Raw genomic sequence first — 23,322 nt, forward strand, 5'->3', positions numbered from 1 at the left:
GTCTCATGCTTTATGCTGGTGACTTCGGCCCTCCGACAACAGCCATGCGTTTCTGGACAAATTCAAGGTTTCGCGGTAGGTACAGAGCTCGATTTGGGAGTGCTCTGCCGATGATCAAATAGATTTCAAAACCGTAAGCCAGGCCGAAAGGCCATTTGAAGTCTATCTCGGAGCATATCATGCAACCTGTAATTTATGACGTGGCCGTCTCTATAGACGGCTATATCGCTGGCTTAGACGGCGATGTATCCTTGTTCGCCCATCACGGGCCTGTCGTTGACGACTACCAAAGCAGACTAGCCACCTATTCGACTGCGATAATGGGTCGGCAAACCTATGAGTTCGGCTATCGATTTGGTCTGGAACCAGGACAAAACCCCTACCCCAATATGAAAACGTTTGTCGTTTCCGACACTCTGAAACTGCCTAACGATCGTGCGATAGATGTCCTTCAGGGCGAAACAGCTTTGGCCCTTTGTCAACTGAAAACGGATGCTGCCGGCCCAATCTATCTTTGCGGTGGTGGAGAGTTTGCAGGTTACCTTCTGGAGCTCAACTTGATCGACAAGCTGGTTCTCAAACGCGCGCCTATCATTCTGGGAGAAGGCACGCGTCTATTCGGCAGAACCCGGTCGAAGCTGGCCTTTGCTCACACTGGAACCAAAAACTACGACGGTGGATATGTGCTTCAGCAGTTCGACTTGGTTGGTTGATTCAGAAGCGCGGCGGTATCTCTACCGCCGCGCGTTTTTCAGAGACTACGGACAAATCCCAATTTGCTTTACTGGAATTACCTCTACGTTGAGGAAACAAGTCGCCAAAACACCCGCTTAAGCGTAATGCGCGATCCCATTGCCGAGGGACCAATTTTCTTTGACGCCCTCCAGGACGTTAACAAAAACGTCTTCCGAACGTATGCCGGGGTTCTCGGCCAAAATATCGACGACCCTTTGGTAGAAGGCCTTCTTTTGCTCTGACGTCCTGCTGTTCATTGCACTGAGTTGGATCAGCACAAGGTCGTCGCTGCGGTCTATCCCAAGATACGATGCCCCATACCTGAAGTTCGCAGCATCGTGCTCGGTGATAAGCATGAACTGATCATCTTCTGGCACGCTGAACGTCTCTCGCATTGCCAGATAGAGGCCGTCGAAAATTGCTTGTCGATAGGTCTCAGATTTCCCGGACCGGAGTGAAATGTGGACCAATGGCATAGGACACCTCTCAAGTTAACCCTTGCGTAAAAAATTAGTCCGTCTCTATAAATAAAGAAACGCAATGTTTGCTTATATATATCATAAGTAATGTTAATGATGGAAAAACACCTCGACCTGGATGCGGTACAAGCCTTTGTGCTTATTGCGGAACTTGGCAGTTTTACACGCGCCGCCGAGGCAACGCACATGACGCAGGCTGCGATCAGCTTGAAGCTAAAGCGGCTTGAGGAACGGCTTGATTGTCGGTTGGTGGAACGAACACCCCGGCATGTCCAACTCTCCTCGAAAGGAGAAGCCTTTCTGCGCCACGCGCGAGAGTTGTTGGCTGCACATGACCAGGCATGTGCGGTCTTCAGCCCTGAAAGGCAGCGGGTCGTTATCGGCATTAGCGATCACGTGGCGGGGCCGGAACTGCCAACACTGATTGCCCGAATGAATACACAAGATCCTCAGCTTCTGATTGAGATTCGCATTGGATCCTCAGGGGACCTTCTGCAAGCCTATGACCGCCGGGAACTGGATGCAGCAATTGTTCGTCTGAACGTTGGTCGAAGTGACGGTGACCTGATCGCCGAAGAACAATTCGGTTGGTTCGCATCGCCGAAATGGCAGTCGCGTGCTGGTGAGCCGCTCCCGTTGGTGACTCTTGCCGAGCCCTGTGGTGTTCGGGTGTTGGCCGGGCAAATTCTCGATGACGCAGGTATTTCATGGACCGAAGCGTTTGTGGGCGGTGGTGTCGCAGCTGTGTCGGCGGCCGTTACTGCCGGGTTGGGTGTGTCAGCTTTATCCAAGAGGATGCTGCCTATGGGGGCAAAGGATATTGGGAGAGAACTTGGGCTGCCTGACCTGCCGCGACTACCGGTTTTGCTACACACAAGGATCACCCAAGGCAGACCTAAAGAAGCAATCTTTGCGCTGAAAGCGGCGTACCGAAGCTCAATTCTTAGCTAGCACGACCAACTCCCTTAAGTTGGTTGCGGATTCGGCTGCAGTGACATTCATAGAGCCCATCGCTAGTTCGACCAAACCGCGACCGCTGTCAACAATAACGCCAACCCCACAAGCGCCTGCAAAACAGTGCCGGCCGTGAGAATGCGGATCGCCCGCGCCTCACCTGACACATCCTCCAACGCATCGCGGCGCACAAGCCAGTAATAGCTGTCGTTAGGTAAGATCGCGATGAAGGAGCCGAGACAGATCGCCAGTACAGCGGCAATGGGATCAACCCCGCTGGCGGCCACAATGGGTGCAGCCACGGGCGCAACAGCAGCGAACGTTGCCATGGAAGAGCCTTGTGCCAATTTGAAGAGCGCCGTGAGCACAAATAGCGCTGTCAGTGTGGCCAGCCCGGTTCCAGAAGGCACCAGTTGATCGAGCGAAACCAAGCCGGTCAAAATTGTGCCAAAAGCGCTGGCGGCACCGATGACCAATAAAAGCGAGCCGGTACGACGCACGGCGCTATCAAGGCACTCACGGCGTTGGGCAGCAGGCGTTTGCAGCAAAGCAAGGATTGCGGCCACCAGCAAAGCGCCTTTTGGCATGATCAGAAATTCAATCGCTCCAATCCCGGTCTGTCCCACAAACCCGCCAAGAATAAGTAATGCCGTCATGGCCACAAAAGGTGCGAAAGTAAGGAAAAGACGTTTATTCGAGGGTTCTGTTGTTCCAACGTCCTTACTCGGCGCTTGACGGAAAGTCATGCGCCCCCAGATGACGCCGACGATCCAAACCGGCACAGCCAGCAACACGCCTAACAAAAGCAGCATCACAGGCTGCATCGTTTCAGCAATCGTTGCACCCAAACCTGCCGCAACGATCAAAGGTCCCGCAGGATAAATCAGCTTGAACCCGGTGTAGGCCCCAAAGGCCAGATCCAACTTGAAACGGCCCGCCGCCGGCGCAAGAGCGGCATAGGCCGTGTCAGGGCATATCATACCTGCGCCTGCAACCGGCGAGGCGAGTGCTGCTGTCCTCCCTGCCGCCTCCGACGCAACGTTTTGCTGTGACAAGGCAGCAGCCAGCGTGAATGACGGCAACAAAATCAGTGCGAACTCGCCAAGGGCGCGCCCAAAGCCGCGGTTGAATGCTGCAATCGTGTCCACTGCACCCATTCCGCCACCAAAGGCCAGCAGGAGCGCTAGGACGACCATCCAAACGACAAGCGGCAGATCGGGAGTCCACCGTGAGCCAACAGAGTTTGCGGAAGGTGAAGTTGTTGTATCAGCCATTTCGATGAACGCACCTGTAAGATAATTCCCAGTCATGCTACGACGTCCCTAGGAGCATACATAATGAGAAAACTCACCTATCATCATGCGTAAAACTCATGCAAAGCCCCCGCTAAGATCCCTGCAGGTTTTTGAAGCAGCGGCCCGTTGCGGAAACTTCACGGCCGCAGGCGAAGAACTGGGCATTACCCAGAGCGGGGTTTCGAGGCAGATCTCAGACCTCGAAGCAACGTTAGGCATCAAACTCTTCACCCGAAAAGGGGCTCAGGTATCTGCCACATCCGCCGGACAGCGGCTCGCGGAACAACTCGCCCAGGCATTGACCCAGATAAGGTCAGCCGTAGATGAGGCTACAGGGTCCGATAAAGTTGTGACGCTTTCGATGTTACCCTCCGTGGCGACACGCTGGTTTGCGCCTCGCCTAGGTCGTTTTATGGCTGCGCACCCAGAAATTGACCTTCGGATAACGGCATCTCGACATTTGGTCGACTTTGCTGCCGAAGGCATCGATGCAGCCATCCGATACAGTCAGTCGCCGTCTCCGGACTTAACGACAACAAAACTGGCCGACGAGAAGATCTGCCCTGTCTGCACGCCAGGCTATGCCCAACAACTTGGCTTGACGGAACCAGATGATCTATCAGGCGCCACACTTTTGCATGGAGATATTCCCGAGAACTGGGAGGCATGGTTTCATGCGGCGGGCTGCACCAAACCACCCCAATCGGGTCCGAGATTGGCTGACGACACCGCAATTTTGCAAGCCGCGCTTGACCACCAAGGAGTGGCGCTTGGACGTTCTTGGCTGGTTGCTGACGATATTGCCCATGGCCGCCTCATCGCGCCATTCGAGACGCATCTAAAGGCGAGCCATTCGTATTGGTTCGTTTATCCAAAATCGCGCGAACCGACCGAAGCGATCCTCTCAGTTCAGGCTTGGGCGATTGAGATGTTCGAAGTAGGTGATCAAGATGGATCGGAAACTGAAACAACTTAGCTTGATTGATGCCGTCTCCGGCGACAGTGACCGGCCAGCCAAAGGGTGGGGCCCCTGGATCGCCAGCCCCATCTGCTTTCGGGACTGGCGTTGGAAGAGTGAAGCGGTAAATTCGGCACGGTCTTGCTAAAGAACTCCCGCCTCGCTCGACCTAGGCGATGTCATAGTGGACGATTTCTACGAACTCGTCTGCCTCGTCGCGGTCAGACGTGGGAAACGGATAAGGCGAGTCCGGATCCCAATCATCGGTTCCGCCCGTTCCTCCATCATCGCTGTCGTCGTCGTCACCATCAGGTGCACGTGAGACGTCTTCATCATCAAAAATGAAGAAGTCTTCAGAGCGAGGGTTCACCAGGTTTCTCTCAGTTGACATTTTATTCTCCAAACCAATCACACACATTTTGACCACACCTGCTGGTGGCCAATCGGTTCCGAATAATGCCCGACGCGTTTCGTTGATTTCATGCTAAAAGACTTGGTTTCAACGTTTTTTGGCAGTGTTAGGAACCGAGTTTTAGTGTATGAGCTTCCGACGCCATTGAAATCGCCATCTGCGCATTAGGAATCTGCAAATATGCAGCTTGGTTTTAGTACTACCTGTGCGATCCCTTGAAAGGTCTTCGATTTGAGTGGTTTATGCCACAGCCGAGTGTTGCAACAGACAGCGTCTTGAAACAGTTTTGCGAACAAAAAGCAAACGAACGCGCGTGTCGCTTAGCTTCCGGGTTCAGAACTCACACCGGTGCCGTCAGCACAAATTCGAACCAGTCCCTGTTTGACCAGTGACGGTGTCCTTCATTCCATGCCAAGTTCGCGCCACTCGGCAAGAGCGGCGCTACGTGTCAGCTTGAAGGTGTCCGGGCTGGTGAGCAATCGCTCCTGGTTGAAATGGTTAAGAACGGAGGAATGAACGGCGGCAAATTTCTATAAGCTTCGCATACGCCTTAAACGCTGCATCGCGCGTTCGCGCCGTCGAAAAGGAAGGTGCGAATTCTCCACGCGGTTGTTGAGCCACCTGCCCGTCTGCTGTTTTTTGGTAGTGCCAAGCTCTCTGAGCGCAGCTCTGTATGGGGCGAAGCGATCAGTGACGACGGTTTCCGCTTTATCGTGTCGCTTCATCAATTTCCTGAGGAATTTCAATGCCGCCTGCTCGTTTCGACGGTTGGTAACGATTGCTTCCAGCACTTCGCCCTCATGATCGACGGCCCCCCAAATAATGCTGTTTGCCATTCACATTCATAAGAACCTCGTCCACATGCCACCTCTGTTCGCAGTATGCTCTCAATTGCTGAATACGTTTACTTCGGAACTCAGAAGCAAACGCCGGGCCAAACCTGTTCCACCAATACCGGACAGTGTCGTGACCGACGTCGATGCCTCGCTCGTGCAACAAATCTTCTACATTCCGAAGCGAACGCGGGAAACCGAGGTACAACGTCCCTGCAAGGCGGATGATTTCAGGACTGGTTGTAAAGCAACAGAACGAGGAGGGTATGGTCATGGGCAAAAGCTACGAAGCCGCCCTGCCCCGCTCAAGCAAAGTTAATCTGACAAGACCTTCGAATTGTCGGGCTTTCGTCCTAAAGGCCCTGAACCAGCCTGCTTGCGTCGAACAGGGCAGCGTGGAGATTTCTACTAGTGACCGCATCGCCAAACCGGACAAGATCAAAGGTGGCTGAAGGATTCATATGTGGAAACTTCATTTCTCCCTTCGTGAACTTCCTTTGATCGAACTGCCCTGCATTGCGAGATTGATCCAGAAGCTCAAAAAAGAGCTCATCCATTGGCGTACAACCTGACTCGACAACTACATGATCAAAGGTCTGTTGCGTCAGAGACCCCGACAACGTGTTTCGAAGATGCACGGTTTTGCGGTTTCCATCTGGCTCAATTCGATCCACTTCAACATTGGTAATGAAGCGGACGCCTTTCTCATACAGATGTTTCATGGCGACCGATTGGGTCGTAGGTCCCAATTCTGTAAGAGGACGAGTATCTGGAGTGGCGAATGAAAGCTGCGCGCTATGATCACCAATCAAATCGGCGGTGACCAAAGCTGGTTGATCTCCAAGCATGTCCCACAACAGCACGTCACCAGATAGCCGTATACGACCGCCGAGCACATCCCATGAAGAATGTGCAAGATCACTCCCCTCGAAAGCGGGTCCAGACGACCATCCTCCAGTCGCGATAACGACCAAATCGGGATTGGTAGCCAGGATGTCTTCCGCTTCGGCATAGGCGGCGAGATGCACCCTTGCCGAAGAAAACTCGACCTCTTGAACCAACCAGTCGAGAACGCCTTCGAGCTGTCGTCTTACCGTTCCCTTGCTTGCCAGGATGAGTTGACCGCCAAGTCTGTCGGCGGCCTCAAACAATTCCACATCGTGACCAGCTTCGGCGGCAAGGCGAGCAGTCTCCAGCCCGCATGGGCCGCCACCGACAACCACAATCTTTTTGGGATTGGACCTGGGTAGAAGACGATGTTGCAGAAAACTTTCCCGACCTGTGACTGCATTCTGGCCACATACCGCGTCTTTACCCTGATTCACACGATCCACGCAGTATCCCAGACCGACACAGGGCCTGATCCGGTTTTCCTGACCCGAAGATATTTTTTGAACCAGATGTGGGTCGGCCATATGCGCTCGGGTCATGCCAACCAGATCGACCATTCCTTCCTGCACTGCGAAACGCGCGGTAGCGAGGTCGTTGATGCCCCCAGCGTGAAGGATCGGCAAATCGACCGCTGCTCTTATCTGTTGAGCGACTTTCAGATCCCGTGCCGAAGGCAGACCCATCGGCGGCACCCAACCCGCCAATCCTAGATCGTCATAAGGTGCGCCAGCCAGAATATTCAGAAACTCCACTTGTCCGGTCTGTTCCAGACGCCTTGCGATCTCGACGCACTCAGCGGCGGTCAGACCGCCGTCGATCAACTCATCTCCCGTAATGCGCATGCCAACAATGAACTCAGACCCCACCTTGGCGCGGACCGCATCCAGAACCTCAAACGTCAGGCGCAATCGATTTTCGAGGGAACCGCCATAGGCGTCAGTTCTATCGTTGACCAAAGGTGACAGAAATTGGCCTAGGAGGTGGGAGTGCGACAGGATTTCGATACCATCAAACCCGCCTTCCTTACAGCGCCGGGCCCCCTCGGCAAAATCCAGAACGATCCGGTCAAGATCGCCTTTTTCAGCAGTCTTTGGCACCGCACGGTGAGCCCGTTCCCGCCGCCCGGACGGACCAACGACGGGTAGCCAATCTCCTGTATCCCAGCCCGTGCGCCGCCCCATATGAGTGATTTGGCACATGATTGCTGCGCCATGTGCCTTGACCCCGGTCGTGAGCTTATTGAACCAGGGGATAATGGTATCGTCCCCTGCGTAGAGCTGCCCAAAGACAGAGGGACTGTCGAGCGCGACGTTGGTTGATCCGCCGATCATTGTCAGAGCGATACCACCTTTGGCTTTTTCTTCGTGGTAGAGACGGTATCGGTCTTTTGGATGACCATCTTCCGCGTAGGCTGGTGCATGTGCCGTGCTGATCACCCGGTTGCGCAGGTGCAAGTGCTTCAGCTTGAACGGTTGAAGCAGTGGGTCTGAAGGGGTTTGCCTGTCCATCGCTGCCGACTTTCGAGCTATTGGCTGTGCTGAAACATAGCAGCAACGATGGCTTCTGGCGCGTCCTCTTGAACCAGATGTCCAGCGTCTGGGATCACCGTGATCTGGCCGTCAGTCAGCATACCTGCTAATTTGTGGCCGCGTTCCAGGGGAATCCACTCGTCCTTTTCACCCCAGAGCAATGTGGTGGGACAATCCAGTAACGCATACTGGCTCTCGACCTCATCGGTGTATTTCTGATCCATCTGTGCAATCTGACGATAGAAAGCTGGCTGCCCCACCTCGCCCTTCCAAGGTGCCATGTAGACTTGTAGCGCTTCCTTTGTAAGCATTTTGTGCGCGGCACTTTGCAGATAGGCCCGTAAAAGCGCGTCATGGGCATAGGCTGGAAGACCCGCAAAAGCGGCCTCATACTGTCTGACATGAGCAACGAATGGCGATCCCCACGGGGCGACCGCGACTGGGTCAAAGATCGTCATGCGCTTATATCTGCGGTCATTCAGATAGTAGGCCCGCAAAGCGGTCGCGCCGCCGAAATCATGACACAGGATTTCAGGGCGATCCAAATCCCAATGGTTGAACATGGCAGCCAGAAGGTCGTTCTGAACAGCCAGAGACACATCCTGATTGTCTGCTTTCTCCGAAAGGCCATAGCCAATCAAATCAAAAAAGTAAACGGTCCATCGTTGGGCCAATAACGGTGCGATCCGCCGCCAGACCTGTGACGAGAACGGGGTTCCATGCACCAGTACGAGTGGATCCCCAGTTCCTATTTTCCCCCAGGCAACAGACTGTCCTTTGTGATCGTATCGTTCGGATAGCGATAGCATGGCAATTTTCCTGTAATGCTTTATGATGAATAAGTGGTTACATCAATTTCCGTTGATTGTAACCTAATATTTTAACTATGGGGTTACTATGTGGTCAGATGATAGTTTTGTTGGAGGGCACCTTGCTTTGGATTTCCTCAATACCGTTGGGGACACCGATAAGTCGCGAGCGAAAAACTTGATCACTTCGCCGGACGTGCTTATGGATTGGGTAGCTGCCAGCGGTCTTGAAGATTCCGACGCAATAGGCATCCCACCTTCGCAAAAAGACCTAGAAACGCTCATTGGGTTTCGGGAACTTTCACATCGCGTTCTTTCGGCCTCATTGGACAACAACACGACCGAACCTGACGACATCCGGACATTTGAGACCCAGATCAAGTGTTCGATGGCACGTGCGCACTTGGATCTGGGGACCACCCCCGCCAGATGGATCGCCACCTGCAGCGATAGTCACTATTGGATCGACCGATTTGTCCTGCTCGTCGAAAGGTTTCTCAGTTCTCCCGAAGTAGCAAAACTGCGCCAATGCGAAGGATGCAGCTGGTTCTTCTTGAACTCAGGTAGGGGACGGGGCCGCCGTTGGTGCAATATGTCAACTTGCGGCAACCGACATAAAGTGGCGGCATACCGCAAAAGGATTCTGGAAGAAGATCGGAAGTAGCAAAACAGCGATGCGATGCCCACTAGAGCGCTACCGGATCTGTTGCAAACTTTTTGCCATTGACGCTCAAGAACGCAGAGAGTGAATAGCGGCCGGTGTGATTCAGCCGAAAGTCAGTTCATGATTTCTTTCAAGGGTGCGCAATATCCGAAGGATGTGATCCTATTCGCGGTCTTTTTCTACGTTCGATACGGTGTTTCATACCGTGACCTGGAGGAAATCATGGGTGAGCGCGGTGTTTCGGTGGACCACACTACACTGAACCGCTGGGTGAAGAGATACTCCAGCGCGATTGCTGAGGCCGCGCGTCGCCGCAAAAAATCTTGCGACCGTTCTTGGAGAATGGACGATACCTACATCAAGGTGAAAGGGGCATGGGTATATCTCTACCGAGCTGTCGACAAGCACGGTAAGACGCTTGATTTCATGCTTTCGCAGCGCCGAAACAAACCCGCCGCCACCAAATTCTTTGCCCGGACACTGGAGGTCAACGGCCTCCCGAGAAAGATTGTCATCGACAAAAGCGGTGCCAACACGGCTGGCATCAAGGCCATAAATAAGATGTTGAAAGGTTTTGGTTGTCCTGTCCCAATTGAAATGGTCAGGCGGAAATATTTGAACAACATTGTGGAACAAGACCACCGATTCATAAAAAGACGAACCCGCCCGATGCTGGGATTCAAAACCTTCGTATCAGCAGCGGCAACGTTGGACGGAATTGAAGTGGCGCACATGATCCGCAAAGGTCAAATCACGCCTGGACTCTGCCCGTTTCGCCAGTTCGCGGCCCTTGCCTCTTAAACCTGCTGCTACAGCGCGTTCCCTTCTTCCAACTGAAACTTCGCAACAAAACCGATCACGAGGAATGTCGTGGCATCCATTCAGACCACTGTTCAACTAAGCACCGTCCCCGAACCGGTTGAACGCGCGTCCCGCCCCGACCTGACGGTCTGGGAACTGACAATGCGATCATGGCATCTGCTGTACGACTTCACGCCGGAAAGCTACGCCCACGCCAAGACGCTTCTGGAACGCGCATTGGCGCTTGATCCGGAAAGCGCGGAAGCGAACATGATGCTCTCGCTGATAAATCATCACATCGCTATCATGGGCTTTGTGCCTGACGTCAAACCGGCCATGGAAACGGCCTATGCGTTGGCGCGACGCGCCACCCAGTTGGACGACCGCAACGAATACGCTCACTGGGCATTGGGGATCAGCTGTTGGGGTCTGGTCAAGTACGAGGAGTCGCTGGCGGCCCTGGAACGCGCCGTCGCGCTGAACCCGAATTGTTCATTGGCCTATGGCAGCCTTGGCACGTTACTCGGTATTCTGGGACGGTCAGATGAGGCCATCGCCAATCAGGAAATTGCAATCCGTTCCAACCCCCTGGACCCGAGCATTTTCTTCCGCTTCTCGGGCCTTGCGCTGGCACATTACATGGCGGGTCGGTTCGAGACCGCAATAGAATGGGCCGAGCGCGCCATACACCGCAGGCCGAGTTGGTACTTCGCGCATTTTCTGCTTGCTGCCAGCCATATCGCGCTTGGCCACGACGAAGATGCGACATCGGCTGTAAATGACGCTCTGGATGCTTTGCCGGGAATCTGTATTGAAGACCTGAATCGCGTTCCTTTGAAAGACCCGGAGAAAATGGGAACGCTGCGTGAGCGTTTACTCAACGCGGGTTTTCCTAAGTGACTCGAGGCTTGCGGGAGCTGCCATTGGTGTTGCTGCAGCGTAGGTCGGGTACGTCCCGCACAACAGCTACCCTAACACCCTACGGCTAATGTCCACCAAGATCCAACAACATGACAAGCTGCGAGTAGAAGGATGGTTGTGAAGCTCACAAAGTAGACATTCGCGCGACGGTCTCATCTTTAATCACAAGGGAAACAAAGGGGTGCGGTAAGCGTCACACGATCGTTTTTGTAGATCGTAATCATGAGAACTCGATATTATCAATCCTTGCCGCGCTCACTTAAATTCTCGGTCAAGCGGCATCGAGAAAACGGAGCAGCCCTTTATCCAAATCTTGAGTGTCGCTCGAAACTGCGATCCAGCCGACTGGTTTGGCCCTTTGGATCTCAAGTCGAAGGAGACAAAAATGCCAAAGGAACAAAGCCAACGTGTGGACCACTTCGGTGTTGCGCCTGAACTGTTCCAGCCGATGCTTGAGCAGGAAAAGCTGCTGAAAGACAGCGGTCTGGAGCAAAGCCTAATTGAGCTGATAAAATTGCGTGCGTCACAGATCAATGGCTGCGCATTTTGCATCAACATGCATTGGCAGGATGCGAGAGCACTGGGTGAGAAAGAAGAACGCCTCTACCTACTAAATGCATGGCGCGAAGCCTCGGTGTACACCGCACGCGAAGCCGCTGCCCTTGCCTGGACCGAGGCGCTGACGCGGATCGAAACCTCACAGGCTCCGGATGCGGTGTATGCAGAGGTGGAGCGGCATTTCACTCCTCACGAACAAGTGGCGCTCAGCCTTGTGATCTGCGCCATCAATGCCTGGAACAGGATCGCGATTGGCTTTCGGATGCCTCACGGGGTTCCCACAACGGCGCAGGCGGCCTGAGCTCAAGAGAACATCCCAGCACGACATTACCCTGCGCCGCCGGAACTAGGATCAGTTCAAAGCAGGCACGTGTTTAGAAACTTAAACCGGTCCATGTGACCAGCTGACATAGAAAGGAGAAGACAATGGCGACTATCGCAATTGTTTATCATAGCGGATACGGGCACACGGCTGTTCAGGCCGAAGCGGTTTACCGTGGTGCAAACGAGGTTTCCGGAGCGGAGGTCTCTTTGATCCCTGTTGAGGACTTCGAGAAGAACTGGGACGTCATTGATGCCGCGGATGCAATCATATTCGGCTCACCGACCTATTTTGGTAGCGCCTCGGCGCAGTTCAAAGCCTTTCTGGATGCGACGTCGGGGCGTTGGCTGGAAGGTCGATGGAACAACAAGCTGGCCGCTGGTTTCACTGTTTCCGCTGGAATGAGCGGTGACAAGTTGGCCACGCTTCAACAGATGAATCATTTCGCCATGCAGCATGGCATGCTCTGGGTCGGTTTGGGTTTACTTCCAGGGAACAACACCAGCTCAGGTTCGCCGGACGATTTGAACCGGCTGGGCGGTTTCCTGGGGGCAATGGCGCAAGCAAATGCAGATGCACCACCCGAAGTAGCCCCGGCCGGCTCAGATCTCAGAACGGCGGAATACCTTGGTAAGCGCGTGGCCGAAACGGCGCTGCGCTGGAATTCGGTTAAAGGTACCGAAGCGGTCGCTGCCTGATGCCAGGGAAGAACCGGGAAAGGTTCTTTCCAATATTTAACTTACGGAAGGCCCTGCATCTCGTCTGCGCGGTCTTCGATGGCCGCCCATATGGCAGTCATGACCTTGCCCATTGGTTTATCACGCCGCCGGATCGCAAAAATTTCGGTATGGCGTGCAGGGAAGCCGTCCACATTGAGCGGCACAAGAGCGCCTGAGGCGAGCTCATCTTCCATCATATGTTCCGGGATGCCGCCCCAACCCAGTCCAGCCTTGATGATTGACTTCTTTGCTTCGAAGTCTGAGACGGTCCAACGCTGGCTGCCCGACAACACGTCCCGACTCTGATCGAAATCCCTACCCCCAGTGCCAGAAACGATGACCTGGGTGTAGGTTTGCATCTCTCGTCGGGACCGGACCCCAGATTTCTGGGCGGCGGGAAACTCGGCACTCGCAACCGGCCGGATCGTGATTGCTCCGAACGGCAATGTTTCCACGTCGTCAATCGGAACATCCTGCAAGCCTGCCAAGATCATATCTGCGCTGCCCTCCATCAGGCGCGCCAGTGGCCCGCCCATCATTTCGGAGGCCACGTGGATGTTGGTGCCAGGATAGGACCGCTTAATCGTTCCCAACAAATCAAGGACAGGCGCCAGGGCCATGGTCGCTGTGATCGCAATTGAAACCGTCGGTTCCTGTTCACTGCGCAATCCGGCAGCAACAGATTTCAAGCCGCGCACCTGTTCAAGAACACGCGTGGTTTCTCGATAAAACACTTCGCCTTCAGACGTCAGGCTTGGACGGTATGCATCACGTGAGAGCAATGCAAAGCCAAGCTCATCCTCCAGTTTGCGGATTTGGTGGCTCACTGCGGATTGTGCCTTGTTAAGCCGCTCCGCAGCAGCACGAAAGGTGCCAGTGGCAACAATAGCGTCTAGAGCAATAAGTTGATCAAGCGTCATAGGGTCCTTCTTGATCCAAATATCAGATCATTATCATGAGAACTCAATATTATCAATTGCAGTAGTGGGTTGCTACCTAATGGCTGCAACCGAATGGAGCTTTTCAATGACACCCACTTTGCAATCAGGCGCTCTTCTGTCGGCTCGACCAATTCTCTCATCAAGGTCGACTGCGAATTCAAAGGCCCCTGCCCTGTTCATCCTGATCTGTATCGGCATGGTCTGTGATCAGCTGGCCGATACTCCCCCCGTAGTATCGGCGACCCTCTCTATTGTTGGATTGATATGATGGAACAGACCAATCACGTCGAAATTCAAGAGCTGATGACGCGGTACTTCGACGGGCTCTACCATTCCGACAGCCAAATCCTGCGCACCGTCTTCCACGACGATCTGACTTACGTGAACGGCACCGCAGATACGTACGAATACATGGATCTCGAAGCCTATATGGCGCGGATCGATGCGCGTAAGCCGCCTGCCTCTCGAGGGGATGACCGCGACGAAGTGATCGAACGCATCACGCTGAAGGGCGACCGCATCGGGCTGATCGAAGCACGGATGACCATGCTGGGACGCAACTATCAGGACCTACTGACGCTGATCCATACCGATGACGGGTGGCGCATACTGACCAAGGTTTTCTCATTTGTTGAACGAAAGGACTAGAGCCATGCCTTATGTGAACATCAAGGTAACTCAGGAAGGCGGAACCAATGGCACCGGGCCCTCAGATGAGGAGAAGGCAAAACTGGTCGAAGGCGTCACTGATCTACTTTTGCAAGTTCTGGGCAAAAGCCCCGCGACAACCTTCGTCGTCATTGACGAAGTCCCGCTCGAGAACTGGGGGATCGGCGGCGAACAGGTGAGCCACATTCGCGCGGCCGGCGCCTGATCCAATCCCATCATTCACAACCGAAAGAACCGGTATGCCCGAGGGCATACCGCTAAAAAGGAGCGAGCCCATGAACAGCCCGGCACGCCGCAATTTCGGCTATGATCGCTTGAGAAATCGCGGTCTGATTGATCGGCTCAAGGGCTATGCGTGGATGATGGCAGCTGTTGTGATCTGGGCAAGCTGGCTGGTCCTGACGTCTTCAGGTGTGACGACCGATCTTTCGCCAATCGATCTGGCAGGGTTGCGTGCGTTGGTGCCTGCCATCGTTTTGGGACCATTGCTGTGGCGGCAACGACAAGAGATCGCAAAGCTCGGCTTAGCAAGGTGCCTGATGTTGTCTTTATATGGCGCGCCCTTCACGCTCTGCGTCGGGTACGGGCTTGGCTATGCGCCTGTGGCGCATGCGGGCGCGATGGTCCCAAGCTTGATGCCAGTCATTGTAACCCTAGCAGGCTGGCTCGTTTTTGGGCAGCGCATGTCGCAGCCTCATCTTTGGTCTGCCATGCTGATCGTTTCCGGCGCGTTGGCAATTATCCTACGATCTGATGAGATTTCCGGAACGAGCGACATTTGGATTGGACATGGGCTGTTTTTGATGGCGGCTGTGTTTTGGGCCTGTTTCACAGTGACCTTGCGCCATCATGCGATCCCTCCGTTTCTGGCTACCTCTGTGGTCGCGACGATTTCGACCCTTGGTCTTGTACCTATATGGGCCCTGCCGGGACCGTCGTCGATCGACTCAGCATCCACATCTGACGTGGTGTTCCAGCTCATTTTTCAGGGCGTCATCACTGGTTTGGTTTCTCTCTACGCTTACGGACAAGCACTGCAGCTGATCGGTCTTGTTGCAACGCGCCTGGCGGCGATGACACCAGCCGTCGCAACGCTGCTGGCCGTGCCAGTATTGGCGCAGGTGCCAGACACTTTTGAGCTTGCCGCCTTGGGCCTTGTTGTCGGCGGTCTCTTGGTTGCGTCGCTTCCACCGCGCGTAACCCCCACCCCTGCAGTTCAGCGATAGGAGATGACTATGCCTGTCCCTGAAGACCTCTCTGCTCATCTCTGGACGACTTTGGAACAAGAGCTTCACGCGATGGCCGATCGTGAGCCTGCTCTAACGCGCTATCTTTTGCGCTTCGTGTTACCGCAAATTCAACCGCACTCGGCACTTGCATTGTTGCTAGCTGACCGGCTGGCGGGTCCGGACATATCCCAAGACCACGTGTCTGCGATCCTGACCGAGGTCCTTCAGTCCCAACCTGACATTGCCGACGCCGCCGCGCGTGACTTGATGGCTATTCAGGCCAACGATCCGGCAAGCCGCAGCCATGCCCATGCCTTCCTAAACTACAAGGGCTTTCATGCGGTGCAAGTCGCGCGGGTAGCGCATGTATTCTGGTGCGCAGGTCGGAGCGATCTGGCGATGTGGCTGTCCAATCGGGCCTCTGTCGCCCTTGGCCCTGATATTCACCCTGCGGCCAAACTTGGCGCAGGGATATTGCTGGACCACGGATCGGGCATTGTCATCGGAGAGACCGCGGTGATCGAAAACGATGTGACCATTATGCAAAACGTGACCTTAGGCGGAACTGGCAAGGTGCGCGGTGACAGGCACCCCAAAGTGCGCACAGGCGTCGTGATCGGCGCAGGCGCGAACATCATTGGCAATATCGAACTGGGCGCATTCAGCAAAATCGCCGCTGGCAGCGTTGTCTTAAAGGACGTGCCCCCTCATTGCACCGTCGCTGGAATCCCCGCGCAAATCGTTCGGCTTCATCAGCCCACTGAAAGCGCCTCAACCAACTCAAGTCCCATGCGGGTTTGTTGAATTCAACTTACCGCCCCTCTGAAAGGAAAGACTGATGACAAACCTCACACGCCGCTCTTTCATGCACGCTGGTCTCGGGTTTTCGACCGCCTCTACGCTGACAACAGCCGGCAATGCACAGACGCCCAGATCAATTAACGGACGTCCTTCACTCTATCAGACGCGTTTGGGACGCTTCCGGTTGACCGCCTTGATGGATGGCTTGGCCCCACTCAAGCGGCAACACTTTTTTGGCGAGGACGAAAGGCTAATTGATAAGACTCTCAATAAGTTTGGCGTCCCAGCCTCCGATATGTCCGTGCCACTGAATGTCTATCTGCTGCAATCATCAGAGGAGGCTATTCTCATTGATGCCGGAATGGGTGCGTTTGATCTCTTGGGAACGGGCTTTGGTCACATCATTTCGGGCCTCGACGTGCTTGGCCTTCGCCCCTCCGATATCTCAAAAGTCGTGGTAACTCACGCACATCCCGATCATGTCGGGGGATTGGTCTCTAACGGACGCGCGGTGTTTGAAAACGCGGAATTGGCTATCGCAGAAGAGGAATATGCGTTTTGGATCGACGCGGCTTCGCGTGCTCGTGCGCCAGAAGGTCTGCAACCTCTGTTCAACATGGCTGAAACTGCCTTGGCCCCTTACCAAGACCGATTGATCCTCGTTGCAAACAAGGGCGAAGTTGCGCCTGGTCTCACGCTGGAACTTTCAGCTGGTCATACACCAGGACATTCTCTCCTGCATCTTGACGGTGGAGACCAAGAACTGCTCTTCATCGCAGACACGGTACACAACGCGGAGTTACATGCGGCTCTTCCGCGAGCAGGTTTTGGGTTTGACAGTGATCCGGCCGAAGCAGCCGAGTCTCGGCTCCGCATACTTGACCGAGCCGCCGTAGACCAAATTTTGATTGCGGGCGCGCATATCCATTTTCCAGGCTTTGGAAGATTCGTGTCTTCCAGTAATGTTTACCGCTACTTGCCTACATCGTGGATTTAGTTCCCAGCATTGAGCTTGCGAACCGGCCCGTTGTATTCGCTAACGCCCAGATCGCTCTACTCGAGAACCGTTGGAAGGTCTTGCTTGAGGCATTCGACAAATTCTTCCACCGCCGGCAACATGCCGCGCTTGGACGGCATGAGAATGCTGATCTGCGGCGTGCCTGCGGTCCAGCCGGGCAAGGCACGCTCCAGTGTGCCTGCCTCAATCTCCGGTTTGCAGACGTATGACGGCAGCGCGACAATACCCAAGGACGCCGCAGCGGCATTTTTAAGCGTGGACATGTCGTCGCTCGCGAACCGCACAGAACACGGCACAGAAGCCGATTGTCCGGTTTCATCCGTTAGGAGCCACTGATGCGAGTCTCGAGGGCGACCGAGGACCATGGCGGGTTGATTTGCCAGTTCGGCAGGGTCTTGCACCGAACCCAAGGTCGCAAGGTAGTCAGGGGACGCAAACAAGTGCCACTCCAAGCGCGCCAGCCGCACTTGGATCAGGCTTGAGTCGGGCAACGTGTCCATATGCCCCCGGATCGCGACGTCGATCCCGTCTTTGATCAGATCCTCCATTTGATTGGAGGCCCTTTGCACCACTGTCACCCCAGGATTGTCTTGCAGAAACTTCGGCAAGATCTGATCGAGGCCGAATTGCGCCATCCCAACAGAGCAAGATACCGTCACCGTTCCGGCAACTGTGTTGGTTTTCCGACGGACTGCTGTTTCGGCCATCTCGAAACGTGCAAGCGCCTCTTGCGCGTGCCGATAATACTCCTCACCTACCTCCGTCGCGGTGACGACACGAGATGTCCTCTGCAACAGACGCACACCGAGGTCATCTTCCAGTTCTTTGACACGACGGCTGAGCCGCGACTTCGGGATGTTCAGAAACCGCGCGGCCGCCGAAAAGCCGCCCTTTTCAACCACCTGAACGAAATAGAACGCGTCATTGAGATCCACAGCGCGCCTCTTATTGTCCCATCAATAGAACGATAGGTTCTGATTTTACCAGATTTTCGCCCCATCGTCTCTCTCATATTCTCAATGCAACACAAGCGAGAGTATGACATGACCACGCAACTGATTGATAAGCTCGCAGGCGTTCCCTGCGAAAACCACGCCCAAAGTGACGGCCGCAAGATCACCATTGGTGACGGGTTTGCGGCCCAAAGCTACCAATATGCGGACTTCGACGGTCTGATGGACCCGCTGATCATGGTTGACCACTTTGTCGTGACAAAGCCGACTTTCGGCACGCATGCGCACGCCGGGATGTCTGCCGTCACAGTCATGTTCGAAGACAGCGAAGGCGCGTTCCACAATCGCGATTCTGTTGGCAACGACCTCGATCTGGCACCGGGCGATCTGTACTGGTTCAAAGCTGCACGCGGTGCGATCCACAAGGAGGCGCCGTGCCCCGGTGCCCGCACCCACGCACTACAGGTCTTCGTCAACCTGCCCGCTGACCACCGGCATGATGCGCCCTCTGCCTTTCACTTGAAGGCGCAGGACATCCCCAAACTGGCAGGTGACCGCAGCACGGCGCGGCTGATCCTTGGTCAAAGCCAGGGGATCACAGGTCAAGCTACACCGGACCTTTCGCTGACGCTGCTGGATATCTCCCTTCAGTCCGGTGGGACTTTCACGGACCACGGCACCCCCGATGAACACGCCTGGATCCTTCCCATCAAGGGGACATCCAACGTTGCCTGGAATGCGGGCGCAACAGAACTGCAACCGGGAAAAGCCATCGCCTTCGCCGGAGCCACCGACATCTCTCTTTCCTCCGAGCGCGGCGCACATGTCGTCCTGTTTCGGGGTCACCCCCTACGCCAAGCATTTGTGCAACGGGGCCCATACGCCATGGGAAACGCGGCAGAGCTTGACGCAGTCGAAGCCGCCTATCGCGACGGTCGGCTTGGATCAATTGACTAAAGTCCCCAACCCAAAAAGGAGAATTCAATGACCAATGCCTACAACCCAACTCCACTGGCACGCGACAATGCCGCTTTGGTGCTTGTCGACAATCAGGTCGGTCTGATGACCGGCGTGCGCGACTATCCTATCGCGGAATTGAAGCACAACATCGTCGGTCTGGCGAAATCCGCCAAAGCGCTCGGCCTGCCGATCGTGACAACCACAACCTCCTCTGAAACGCTCTGGGGGCCTGCGATCCCGGAACTTCAGGAGGCCCTGCCCGGCCAAACCTTCATCGACCGAACGACGGTCAACGCCTGGGACGACCCGCGGGTGGAAGAGGCTATTCGGGCCACAGGCCGCACTAAACTGATCTTCGCGGGGCTGTCCCTTGAGGTCTGCGCAGCCTTCCCGGCAATGCGCGCCGTCCGCGAAGGGTTCGAGGCCTACGTCGCCGTCGATGCCAGCGGCACCTTCAACATGACCAAGCGTGAAACCGCTTTGGTCCGGCTCGCCCAAGCGGGTGTTGTAGTGGCCGATGGCGCAAGCCTGATGATTGAGATCCTGGCGGACAACGCCAGCAATCAGGCCGGCGAGGTTTATGGTGCTTTGGGCATGGATTGGTCGATCCTCGTCGGCCAAGTCCGTGAGAGTGCATAGCCATGCATCGTTCTACCTATGCGTCCCGTAGCAGGTATCCGCACCGGGGCATGCAAATACAATTCTACCTGATCTACTTCACATCGCTGTTTTGTTTGATCGCGATGGGATGGGCGGCGGCCCTGTTTCTGTAAAGGCCGCAGCCACCGCAACACCACATCTTGAACCACACATACAGGGCGGGCTCCCGGCTCACCACAGGAGAAAACTATGTCAAACGAACCTATCCTCGTCATCGGCGCAACGGGCAAAACCGGATCACGCGTCACAACAAAACTCGAAGCCAAAGGTGTTCCCGTACGTCGCGGCGCGCGGCGGTCCGACACCTCATTTGATTGGGAAGATCAAAGCACTTGGGCCCCAATCTTGACCGGTGTCTCCAAGGCCTATGTCACCTACTTCCCCGACCTGGCCTTCCCCGGCGCTATCGAAAAGCTGGAGGCTTTCGCAAAGGTCGCCCTCGACACCGGCCTGCAGCACATCGTGCTTCTATCAGGTCGGGGTGAACACTTCGCCAGCATGGGGGAAGAGGTGATCCGCAACTCCGGCCTCGGCTTTACGATCGTGCGGTCTGCGTGGTTCGCGCAGAACTTTTCCGAAGGTTACCTGCGCGATCCAATTCTGGGCGGTGTCCTTCCGATGCCCGGCGGCGATATCACAGAGCCGATCATCGACATTGACGATATCGCAGACGTGGTTGTCGCGGCACTGACCGAAGACGGGCACCTGGGCGAACGGTACGAGGTCACTGGTCCACGCCTGATGACCTTCGCGGAGATGGCAGAGGTCCTGACCGCGACCTTGGACCGCCCCATCCGGCATCTGCCGATCACGTTTGAGGACTTTCACGCCAATGTCGCGGCCTCTGGCGACACATTTGTCGCCGACGTCTTCACCGCGATTGCCCGCGAAACGCTGGACGGGCGCAACGCCCATACAGCGGACGGGGTTGAACGGGCCCTGGGCCGCAAGCCCCGCGACTTCGCAGAATTCGCCCAGACCGCCATGACTGCAGGCGCTTGGCCAAGCGCCGCCTAACCCACACACACCGGGAGGTGGGTGGCGCGGGCCACCTGCCTCCTCTGGGAAAAAGGAGCCAATGACATGTCCACCACGATTTTTTTCCTGATCCAATTCACCATCCTCGCCTATGCCCTCGTCGGCGGCGTCTTTCTGGCCTTTTCCGACTTTGTGATGCGGTCGCTCGCCCTCACCGGCGGTGCCGGAGGCGTCGAAGCCATGCAATCTATTAACCGAGAGGTGTTCCGTTGGATCTTCATGGTTCTGTTTATCGGCCTCGCCCCTGTCTCCCTCTTCATCGCGGGCTACGGCGGTTGGGTTCTGGGTGGTCAGCCTGGCATTCTGATGCTGCTCGCTGGGGTCATCTACTTTGTCGGATGTTTCGGCGTGACCGTCTTCTTCAACGTTCCGATGAATGAAGCTTTGGCCGAGATGGATCCCCAGATTGACGCAACACGGGCCTATTGGGAAGGCACCTATCTACCTCGTTGGACCTTCTGGAACTCGGTTCGAACAACCGCTTGTGTGGTGTCAGCGGCGCTGTTGCTCTTCGCCCTACCGTTGGCGAAGCAGCTGCTTCTAACTTAGCAATGTCCAAGAAGTCCGCGGCCTCTGGCTGAAATCATCTGAGGAGCTGCGCATTTCGCTGGTTCAACTCAAGTTTGCCTCGACAGTATGATCAGAAACTACAGATTGCCGAACGAAGTCCACGGCGCGTTGAATTCCCCCCAAAGGAAAAAAATGAACTTGGTTGATCAGGCTACCTTGCTCTGTATCAAGATGGGATTGTAGGCCACGCAAAATCTCTGTGGGCTCGTACGGTAGAACCAGGTTCGTCACATCTTTTGCCCGCCTTTGTAAGACACGGATAGATGGCCCGACGCCGCAAGCAATGGCGAACTTGATCATCGATTGCAGTTTGGCAGGCCCAGCGATCCCAAGGTGGATGGGCAATGTGACGCCTGCATCACGCAGACTTTTTTCCCAAGTAGCAATCGGTCCAATCTCGAACGCGAATTGCGTGACAATCGCCATTTCACAATCAGTGAGATCGGAGAAGTCCTGTTTTGCCAACAATGCCTGCATGACATTGGTGGTCGATCCATCTGGGTCGATATCGCGGTTTCCTTCCGGATGGCCAGCGACGTGCAAACGCTCAAACCCGTACTTGTCCAGAAGACCCGTCTCCAACAATGCAAGTGAACTCTCGTATTGTCCCATTGGCACTGAGACGCCCCCTGCCAAAAGCAATGCTTGATTGGCTCCAGCGTCGCAATACCGCTGCAGCCAATCTGCGAAGGTCCGTTTGTCTTGGACCAGTCTCGCCGGGATATGCGGCATGACACAAAACCCATCGGATGACAGCCGCGAGACGGTAGACACCATGTCTTCGATGGAAGTACCCGCGATGTGCGCAACGTAGACGCGTGTTTGTAGAGGTAAGATCGCTGGAAAGTCCGCAACCTTTGCCGCTGTTCGTGGCATCACTTCAATCGAAAAATTCGACAACAAATTCTGGAATTCGCAATTATCGTCCAGCTCCCTATTCCGATGCCCGGAAATCCATTCAACAATTTTGACCATTTTTGCTCCAGTTTCGTTGTGCAGGAGTTGTGCGTGCCCGGCCTAAGAGCCGCTCAATACTGCGTAGGCAGCGCCTCTAGCCCCGATGGACTGTGAAGCACGATGTGTCCGCGCCCACACTCAGCGAGGCCTCTCTTCTCAAGCTCTTTAAGAAGCCTGTTTACCCATTGGCGAGAAAGGCCAGTTTCAGCCGCCAGCTGGGACTGCGTCGCGACGACTTCTCTCTTACAATCACCTGATGGTGCTGACCGCGACAACAAAGAAGCGGTCAGACGGCGCAGACCGTCATCGTTAGTTGTAGTGTAACGCAGGGAGTGCGTTGCTTGTTCATGCAAAACTGCCACCAAGTTGCTTGCAAACTTGGGTGATTTCGTGAATGCGTTTAGGAGCCTTTGCGGAGTGAAAAAGCACACTGTTGACTGCACTAGCACCCAATGTGCGCTCTCGAGCATTGGCTCGTCCGTCAACGACAGAACAGCCGGAGCCGAGTAGGGAACGGTGGCTTCCTTACCGTCAACGTCTTCGCACAACGCGCGCAACCCTACGCGGCCACTCAGAAACAAAGCAGTCGTTTCCCCTTCCTCCATAGAATTTTCTAGCCATGCGTTACCAGACACTCTTGTGTGGC

General features: G+C 55.1%; 26 protein-coding genes and 1 pseudogene. 17 read left to right on the top strand and 10 right to left on the bottom strand.

The genetic code is table 11. The features are described from left to right. Positions 1-179: 179 nt before the first annotated feature. Positions 180-713 carry a dihydrofolate reductase family protein gene (locus J7394_RS19435; RefSeq protein WP_209255544.1) on the top strand — a complete coding sequence of 178 codons (534 nt, stop codon included), beginning with the start codon at positions 180-182 and terminating at the stop codon, positions 711-713. 117 nt (positions 714-830) lie between these two features. Here J7394_RS19435 and J7394_RS19440 read toward each other — a convergent pair whose 3' ends face one another. After that, entirely contained in the window at positions 831-1,211 is a 381-nt protein-coding gene (locus J7394_RS19440; protein ID WP_209255546.1) for a tautomerase family protein, read from the bottom strand. Positions 1,212-1,307: 96 nt separating this feature from the next. Here J7394_RS19440 and J7394_RS19445 point away from each other — a divergent pair, with 96 nt between their 5' ends. Then, complete coding sequence (locus J7394_RS19445) at positions 1,308-2,165, top strand: LysR substrate-binding domain-containing protein (protein ID WP_247748307.1); 858 nt, start codon at positions 1,308-1,310, stop codon at positions 2,163-2,165. A 62-nt stretch (positions 2,166-2,227) separates the two neighbouring features. On the opposite strand, the gene J7394_RS19450 is transcribed toward J7394_RS19445, so the two are convergent. Next, entirely contained in the window at positions 2,228-3,478 is a 1,251-nt protein-coding gene (locus J7394_RS19450) for a hypothetical protein (protein WP_209255547.1), read from the bottom strand. A 49-nt stretch (positions 3,479-3,527) separates the two neighbouring features. Between J7394_RS19450 and gcvA the strand changes: the two genes are divergently transcribed. Then, entirely contained in the window at positions 3,528-4,439 is a 912-nt protein-coding gene (gcvA, locus tag J7394_RS19455; RefSeq protein ID WP_209255549.1) for a transcriptional regulator GcvA, read from the top strand. A 151-nt stretch (positions 4,440-4,590) separates the two neighbouring features. On the opposite strand, the gene J7394_RS19460 is transcribed toward gcvA, so the two are convergent. From J7394_RS19460 to J7394_RS19475, 4 genes and pseudogenes are all read right to left on the bottom strand, one after another. Then, complete coding sequence (locus J7394_RS19460; protein ID WP_209255551.1) at positions 4,591-4,812, bottom strand: hypothetical protein; 222 nt, start codon at positions 4,810-4,812, stop codon at positions 4,591-4,593. A 422-nt stretch (positions 4,813-5,234) separates the two neighbouring features. Next, positions 5,235-5,940: pseudogene (locus J7394_RS19465) on the bottom strand (IS6 family transposase). A 79-nt stretch (positions 5,941-6,019) separates the two neighbouring features. Continuing rightward, on the bottom strand, positions 6,020-8,065 hold the full coding sequence (locus J7394_RS19470; RefSeq protein WP_209255553.1) for an FAD-dependent oxidoreductase: 2,046 nt from the start codon (positions 8,063-8,065) through the stop codon (positions 6,020-6,022). Positions 8,066-8,082: 17 nt separating this feature from the next. Then, complete coding sequence (locus J7394_RS19475) at positions 8,083-8,895, bottom strand: alpha/beta fold hydrolase (RefSeq protein WP_209255555.1); 813 nt, start codon at positions 8,893-8,895, stop codon at positions 8,083-8,085. Positions 8,896-8,983: 88 nt separating this feature from the next. Here J7394_RS19475 and J7394_RS19480 point away from each other — a divergent pair, with 88 nt between their 5' ends. The 5 genes from J7394_RS19480 to J7394_RS19500 all read left to right on the top strand — a co-directional run bounded on the left by J7394_RS19480 (position 8,984) and on the right by J7394_RS19500 (position 12,859). After that, positions 8,984-9,559: a CGNR zinc finger domain-containing protein gene (locus J7394_RS19480; RefSeq protein ID WP_209255557.1), complete on the top strand. Its 576-nt coding sequence runs from the start codon at positions 8,984-8,986 to the stop codon at positions 9,557-9,559. 120 nt (positions 9,560-9,679) lie between these two features. After that, positions 9,680-10,360: an IS6 family transposase gene (locus J7394_RS19485; RefSeq protein ID WP_209255559.1), complete on the top strand. Its 681-nt coding sequence runs from the start codon at positions 9,680-9,682 to the stop codon at positions 10,358-10,360. Between the two features lie 69 nt (positions 10,361-10,429). Continuing rightward, on the top strand, positions 10,430-11,260 hold the full coding sequence (locus J7394_RS19490; protein WP_371812091.1) for a tetratricopeptide repeat protein: 831 nt from the start codon (positions 10,430-10,432) through the stop codon (positions 11,258-11,260). 406 nt (positions 11,261-11,666) lie between these two features. Then, the gene (locus J7394_RS19495; RefSeq protein ID WP_209255561.1) at positions 11,667-12,140 is read left to right on the top strand and encodes a carboxymuconolactone decarboxylase family protein; all 474 of its coding nucleotides are present in this window, start codon (positions 11,667-11,669) and stop codon (positions 12,138-12,140) included. A gap of 125 nt (positions 12,141-12,265) precedes the next feature. Continuing rightward, positions 12,266-12,859: a flavodoxin family protein gene (locus J7394_RS19500; protein WP_209255563.1), complete on the top strand. Its 594-nt coding sequence runs from the start codon at positions 12,266-12,268 to the stop codon at positions 12,857-12,859. Positions 12,860-12,900: 41 nt separating this feature from the next. Here the strand turns inward: J7394_RS19500 and J7394_RS19505 are convergent, their stop codons facing one another. Next, positions 12,901-13,800, bottom strand: a complete 900-nt coding sequence (locus J7394_RS19505) for a LysR family transcriptional regulator (protein ID WP_209255565.1) — start codon at positions 13,798-13,800, stop codon at positions 12,901-12,903. 288 nt (positions 13,801-14,088) lie between these two features. Between J7394_RS19505 and J7394_RS19510 the strand changes: the two genes are divergently transcribed. From J7394_RS19510 to J7394_RS19530, 5 genes are all read left to right on the top strand, one after another. After that, a complete protein-coding gene (locus J7394_RS19510; RefSeq protein WP_209255567.1) occupies positions 14,089-14,469 on the top strand; it encodes a nuclear transport factor 2 family protein in 381 nt (126 codons plus the stop codon). A 4-nt stretch (positions 14,470-14,473) separates the two neighbouring features. After that, complete coding sequence (locus J7394_RS19515) at positions 14,474-14,695, top strand: 4-oxalocrotonate tautomerase family protein (protein WP_209255568.1); 222 nt, start codon at positions 14,474-14,476, stop codon at positions 14,693-14,695. Positions 14,696-14,765: 70 nt separating this feature from the next. Beyond that, on the top strand, positions 14,766-15,716 hold the full coding sequence (locus tag J7394_RS19520) for a DMT family transporter (RefSeq protein ID WP_209255569.1): 951 nt from the start codon (positions 14,766-14,768) through the stop codon (positions 15,714-15,716). 9 nt (positions 15,717-15,725) lie between these two features. Next, positions 15,726-16,523, top strand: a complete 798-nt coding sequence (gene epsC / locus J7394_RS19525; RefSeq protein WP_247748308.1) for a serine O-acetyltransferase EpsC — start codon at positions 15,726-15,728, stop codon at positions 16,521-16,523. Positions 16,524-16,557: 34 nt separating this feature from the next. Next, the gene (locus J7394_RS19530) at positions 16,558-17,517 is read left to right on the top strand and encodes an MBL fold metallo-hydrolase (protein ID WP_209255572.1); all 960 of its coding nucleotides are present in this window, start codon (positions 16,558-16,560) and stop codon (positions 17,515-17,517) included. A gap of 56 nt (positions 17,518-17,573) precedes the next feature. Here J7394_RS19530 and J7394_RS19535 read toward each other — a convergent pair whose 3' ends face one another. Continuing rightward, positions 17,574-18,473 (bottom strand): LysR substrate-binding domain-containing protein, encoded by a 900-nt coding sequence (locus tag J7394_RS19535; RefSeq protein WP_209255575.1) that lies wholly within the window; start codon positions 18,471-18,473, stop codon positions 17,574-17,576. Between the two features lie 108 nt (positions 18,474-18,581). Between J7394_RS19535 and J7394_RS19540 the strand changes: the two genes are divergently transcribed. The 4 genes from J7394_RS19540 (at position 18,582) to J7394_RS19555 (ending at position 21,698) form a co-directional block, all read left to right on the top strand. Then, complete coding sequence (locus J7394_RS19540; protein ID WP_209255577.1) at positions 18,582-19,448, top strand: pirin family protein; 867 nt, start codon at positions 18,582-18,584, stop codon at positions 19,446-19,448. A gap of 27 nt (positions 19,449-19,475) precedes the next feature. Then, on the top strand, positions 19,476-20,090 hold the full coding sequence (locus J7394_RS19545; RefSeq protein ID WP_209255579.1) for an isochorismatase family protein: 615 nt from the start codon (positions 19,476-19,478) through the stop codon (positions 20,088-20,090). A gap of 210 nt (positions 20,091-20,300) precedes the next feature. Then, on the top strand, positions 20,301-21,128 hold the full coding sequence (locus tag J7394_RS19550; RefSeq protein WP_209255581.1) for an NmrA family transcriptional regulator: 828 nt from the start codon (positions 20,301-20,303) through the stop codon (positions 21,126-21,128). A gap of 66 nt (positions 21,129-21,194) precedes the next feature. Then, on the top strand, positions 21,195-21,698 hold the full coding sequence (locus J7394_RS19555; protein WP_209255583.1) for a DUF1772 domain-containing protein: 504 nt from the start codon (positions 21,195-21,197) through the stop codon (positions 21,696-21,698). Positions 21,699-21,761: 63 nt separating this feature from the next. On the opposite strand, the gene J7394_RS19560 is transcribed toward J7394_RS19555, so the two are convergent. After that, positions 21,762-22,694 carry a methylenetetrahydrofolate reductase gene (locus J7394_RS19560; RefSeq protein ID WP_247748309.1) on the bottom strand — a complete coding sequence of 311 codons (933 nt, stop codon included), beginning with the start codon at positions 22,692-22,694 and terminating at the stop codon, positions 21,762-21,764. 53 nt (positions 22,695-22,747) lie between these two features. Next, positions 22,748-23,281 (bottom strand): Crp/Fnr family transcriptional regulator, encoded by a 534-nt coding sequence (locus tag J7394_RS23145; protein WP_209255585.1) that lies wholly within the window; start codon positions 23,279-23,281, stop codon positions 22,748-22,750. Positions 23,282-23,322 lie beyond the last annotated feature (41 nt).

Source organism: Ruegeria sp. R13_0 (assembly GCF_017743995.1).
GTDB lineage: Bacteria > Pseudomonadota > Alphaproteobacteria > Rhodobacterales > Rhodobacteraceae > Ruegeria.

What these genes read in the sequence shown, in the direction of transcription:
- epsC (WP_247748308.1), top strand. Translation starts at nt 15,726, where the DNA reads ATGCCTGTCCCTGAAGACCTCTCTGCTCATCTCTGGACGACTTTGGAA.
- J7394_RS19540 (WP_209255577.1), top strand. Translation starts at nt 18,582, where the DNA reads ATGACCACGCAACTGATTGATAAGCTCGCAGGCGTTCCCTGCGAAAAC.
- J7394_RS19480 (WP_209255557.1), top strand. Translation starts at nt 8,984, where the DNA reads ATGTGGTCAGATGATAGTTTTGTTGGAGGGCACCTTGCTTTGGATTTC.
- J7394_RS19545 (WP_209255579.1), top strand. Translation starts at nt 19,476, where the DNA reads ATGACCAATGCCTACAACCCAACTCCACTGGCACGCGACAATGCCGCT.
- J7394_RS19495 (WP_209255561.1), top strand. Translation starts at nt 11,667, where the DNA reads ATGCCAAAGGAACAAAGCCAACGTGTGGACCACTTCGGTGTTGCGCCT.
- J7394_RS19440 (WP_209255546.1), bottom strand. Translation starts at nt 1,211, where the DNA reads ATGCCATTGGTCCACATTTCACTCCGGTCCGGGAAATCTGAGACCTAT.
- J7394_RS19515 (WP_209255568.1), top strand. Translation starts at nt 14,474, where the DNA reads ATGCCTTATGTGAACATCAAGGTAACTCAGGAAGGCGGAACCAATGGC.
- J7394_RS19475 (WP_209255555.1), bottom strand. Translation starts at nt 8,895, where the DNA reads ATGCTATCGCTATCCGAACGATACGATCACAAAGGACAGTCTGTTGCC.
- J7394_RS19485 (WP_209255559.1), top strand. Translation starts at nt 9,680, where the DNA reads ATGATTTCTTTCAAGGGTGCGCAATATCCGAAGGATGTGATCCTATTC.
- J7394_RS19530 (WP_209255572.1), top strand. Translation starts at nt 16,558, where the DNA reads ATGACAAACCTCACACGCCGCTCTTTCATGCACGCTGGTCTCGGGTTT.
- J7394_RS19510 (WP_209255567.1), top strand. Translation starts at nt 14,089, where the DNA reads ATGGAACAGACCAATCACGTCGAAATTCAAGAGCTGATGACGCGGTAC.
- J7394_RS19445 (WP_247748307.1), top strand. Translation starts at nt 1,308, where the DNA reads ATGATGGAAAAACACCTCGACCTGGATGCGGTACAAGCCTTTGTGCTT.
- J7394_RS23145 (WP_209255585.1), bottom strand. Translation starts at nt 23,281, where the DNA reads ATGGAGGAAGGGGAAACGACTGCTTTGTTTCTGAGTGGCCGCGTAGGG.
- J7394_RS19450 (WP_209255547.1), bottom strand. Translation starts at nt 3,478, where the DNA reads ATGACTGGGAATTATCTTACAGGTGCGTTCATCGAAATGGCTGATACA.
- J7394_RS19470 (WP_209255553.1), bottom strand. Translation starts at nt 8,065, where the DNA reads ATGGACAGGCAAACCCCTTCAGACCCACTGCTTCAACCGTTCAAGCTG.
- J7394_RS19550 (WP_209255581.1), top strand. Translation starts at nt 20,301, where the DNA reads ATGTCAAACGAACCTATCCTCGTCATCGGCGCAACGGGCAAAACCGGA.
- gcvA (WP_209255549.1), top strand. Translation starts at nt 3,528, where the DNA reads ATGCGTAAAACTCATGCAAAGCCCCCGCTAAGATCCCTGCAGGTTTTT.
- J7394_RS19520 (WP_209255569.1), top strand. Translation starts at nt 14,766, where the DNA reads ATGAACAGCCCGGCACGCCGCAATTTCGGCTATGATCGCTTGAGAAAT.
- J7394_RS19555 (WP_209255583.1), top strand. Translation starts at nt 21,195, where the DNA reads ATGTCCACCACGATTTTTTTCCTGATCCAATTCACCATCCTCGCCTAT.
- J7394_RS19500 (WP_209255563.1), top strand. Translation starts at nt 12,266, where the DNA reads ATGGCGACTATCGCAATTGTTTATCATAGCGGATACGGGCACACGGCT.
- J7394_RS19505 (WP_209255565.1), bottom strand. Translation starts at nt 13,800, where the DNA reads ATGACGCTTGATCAACTTATTGCTCTAGACGCTATTGTTGCCACTGGC.
- J7394_RS19560 (WP_247748309.1), bottom strand. Translation starts at nt 22,694, where the DNA reads ATGGTCAAAATTGTTGAATGGATTTCCGGGCATCGGAATAGGGAGCTG.
- J7394_RS19435 (WP_209255544.1), top strand. Translation starts at nt 180, where the DNA reads ATGCAACCTGTAATTTATGACGTGGCCGTCTCTATAGACGGCTATATC.
- J7394_RS19460 (WP_209255551.1), bottom strand. Translation starts at nt 4,812, where the DNA reads ATGTCAACTGAGAGAAACCTGGTGAACCCTCGCTCTGAAGACTTCTTC.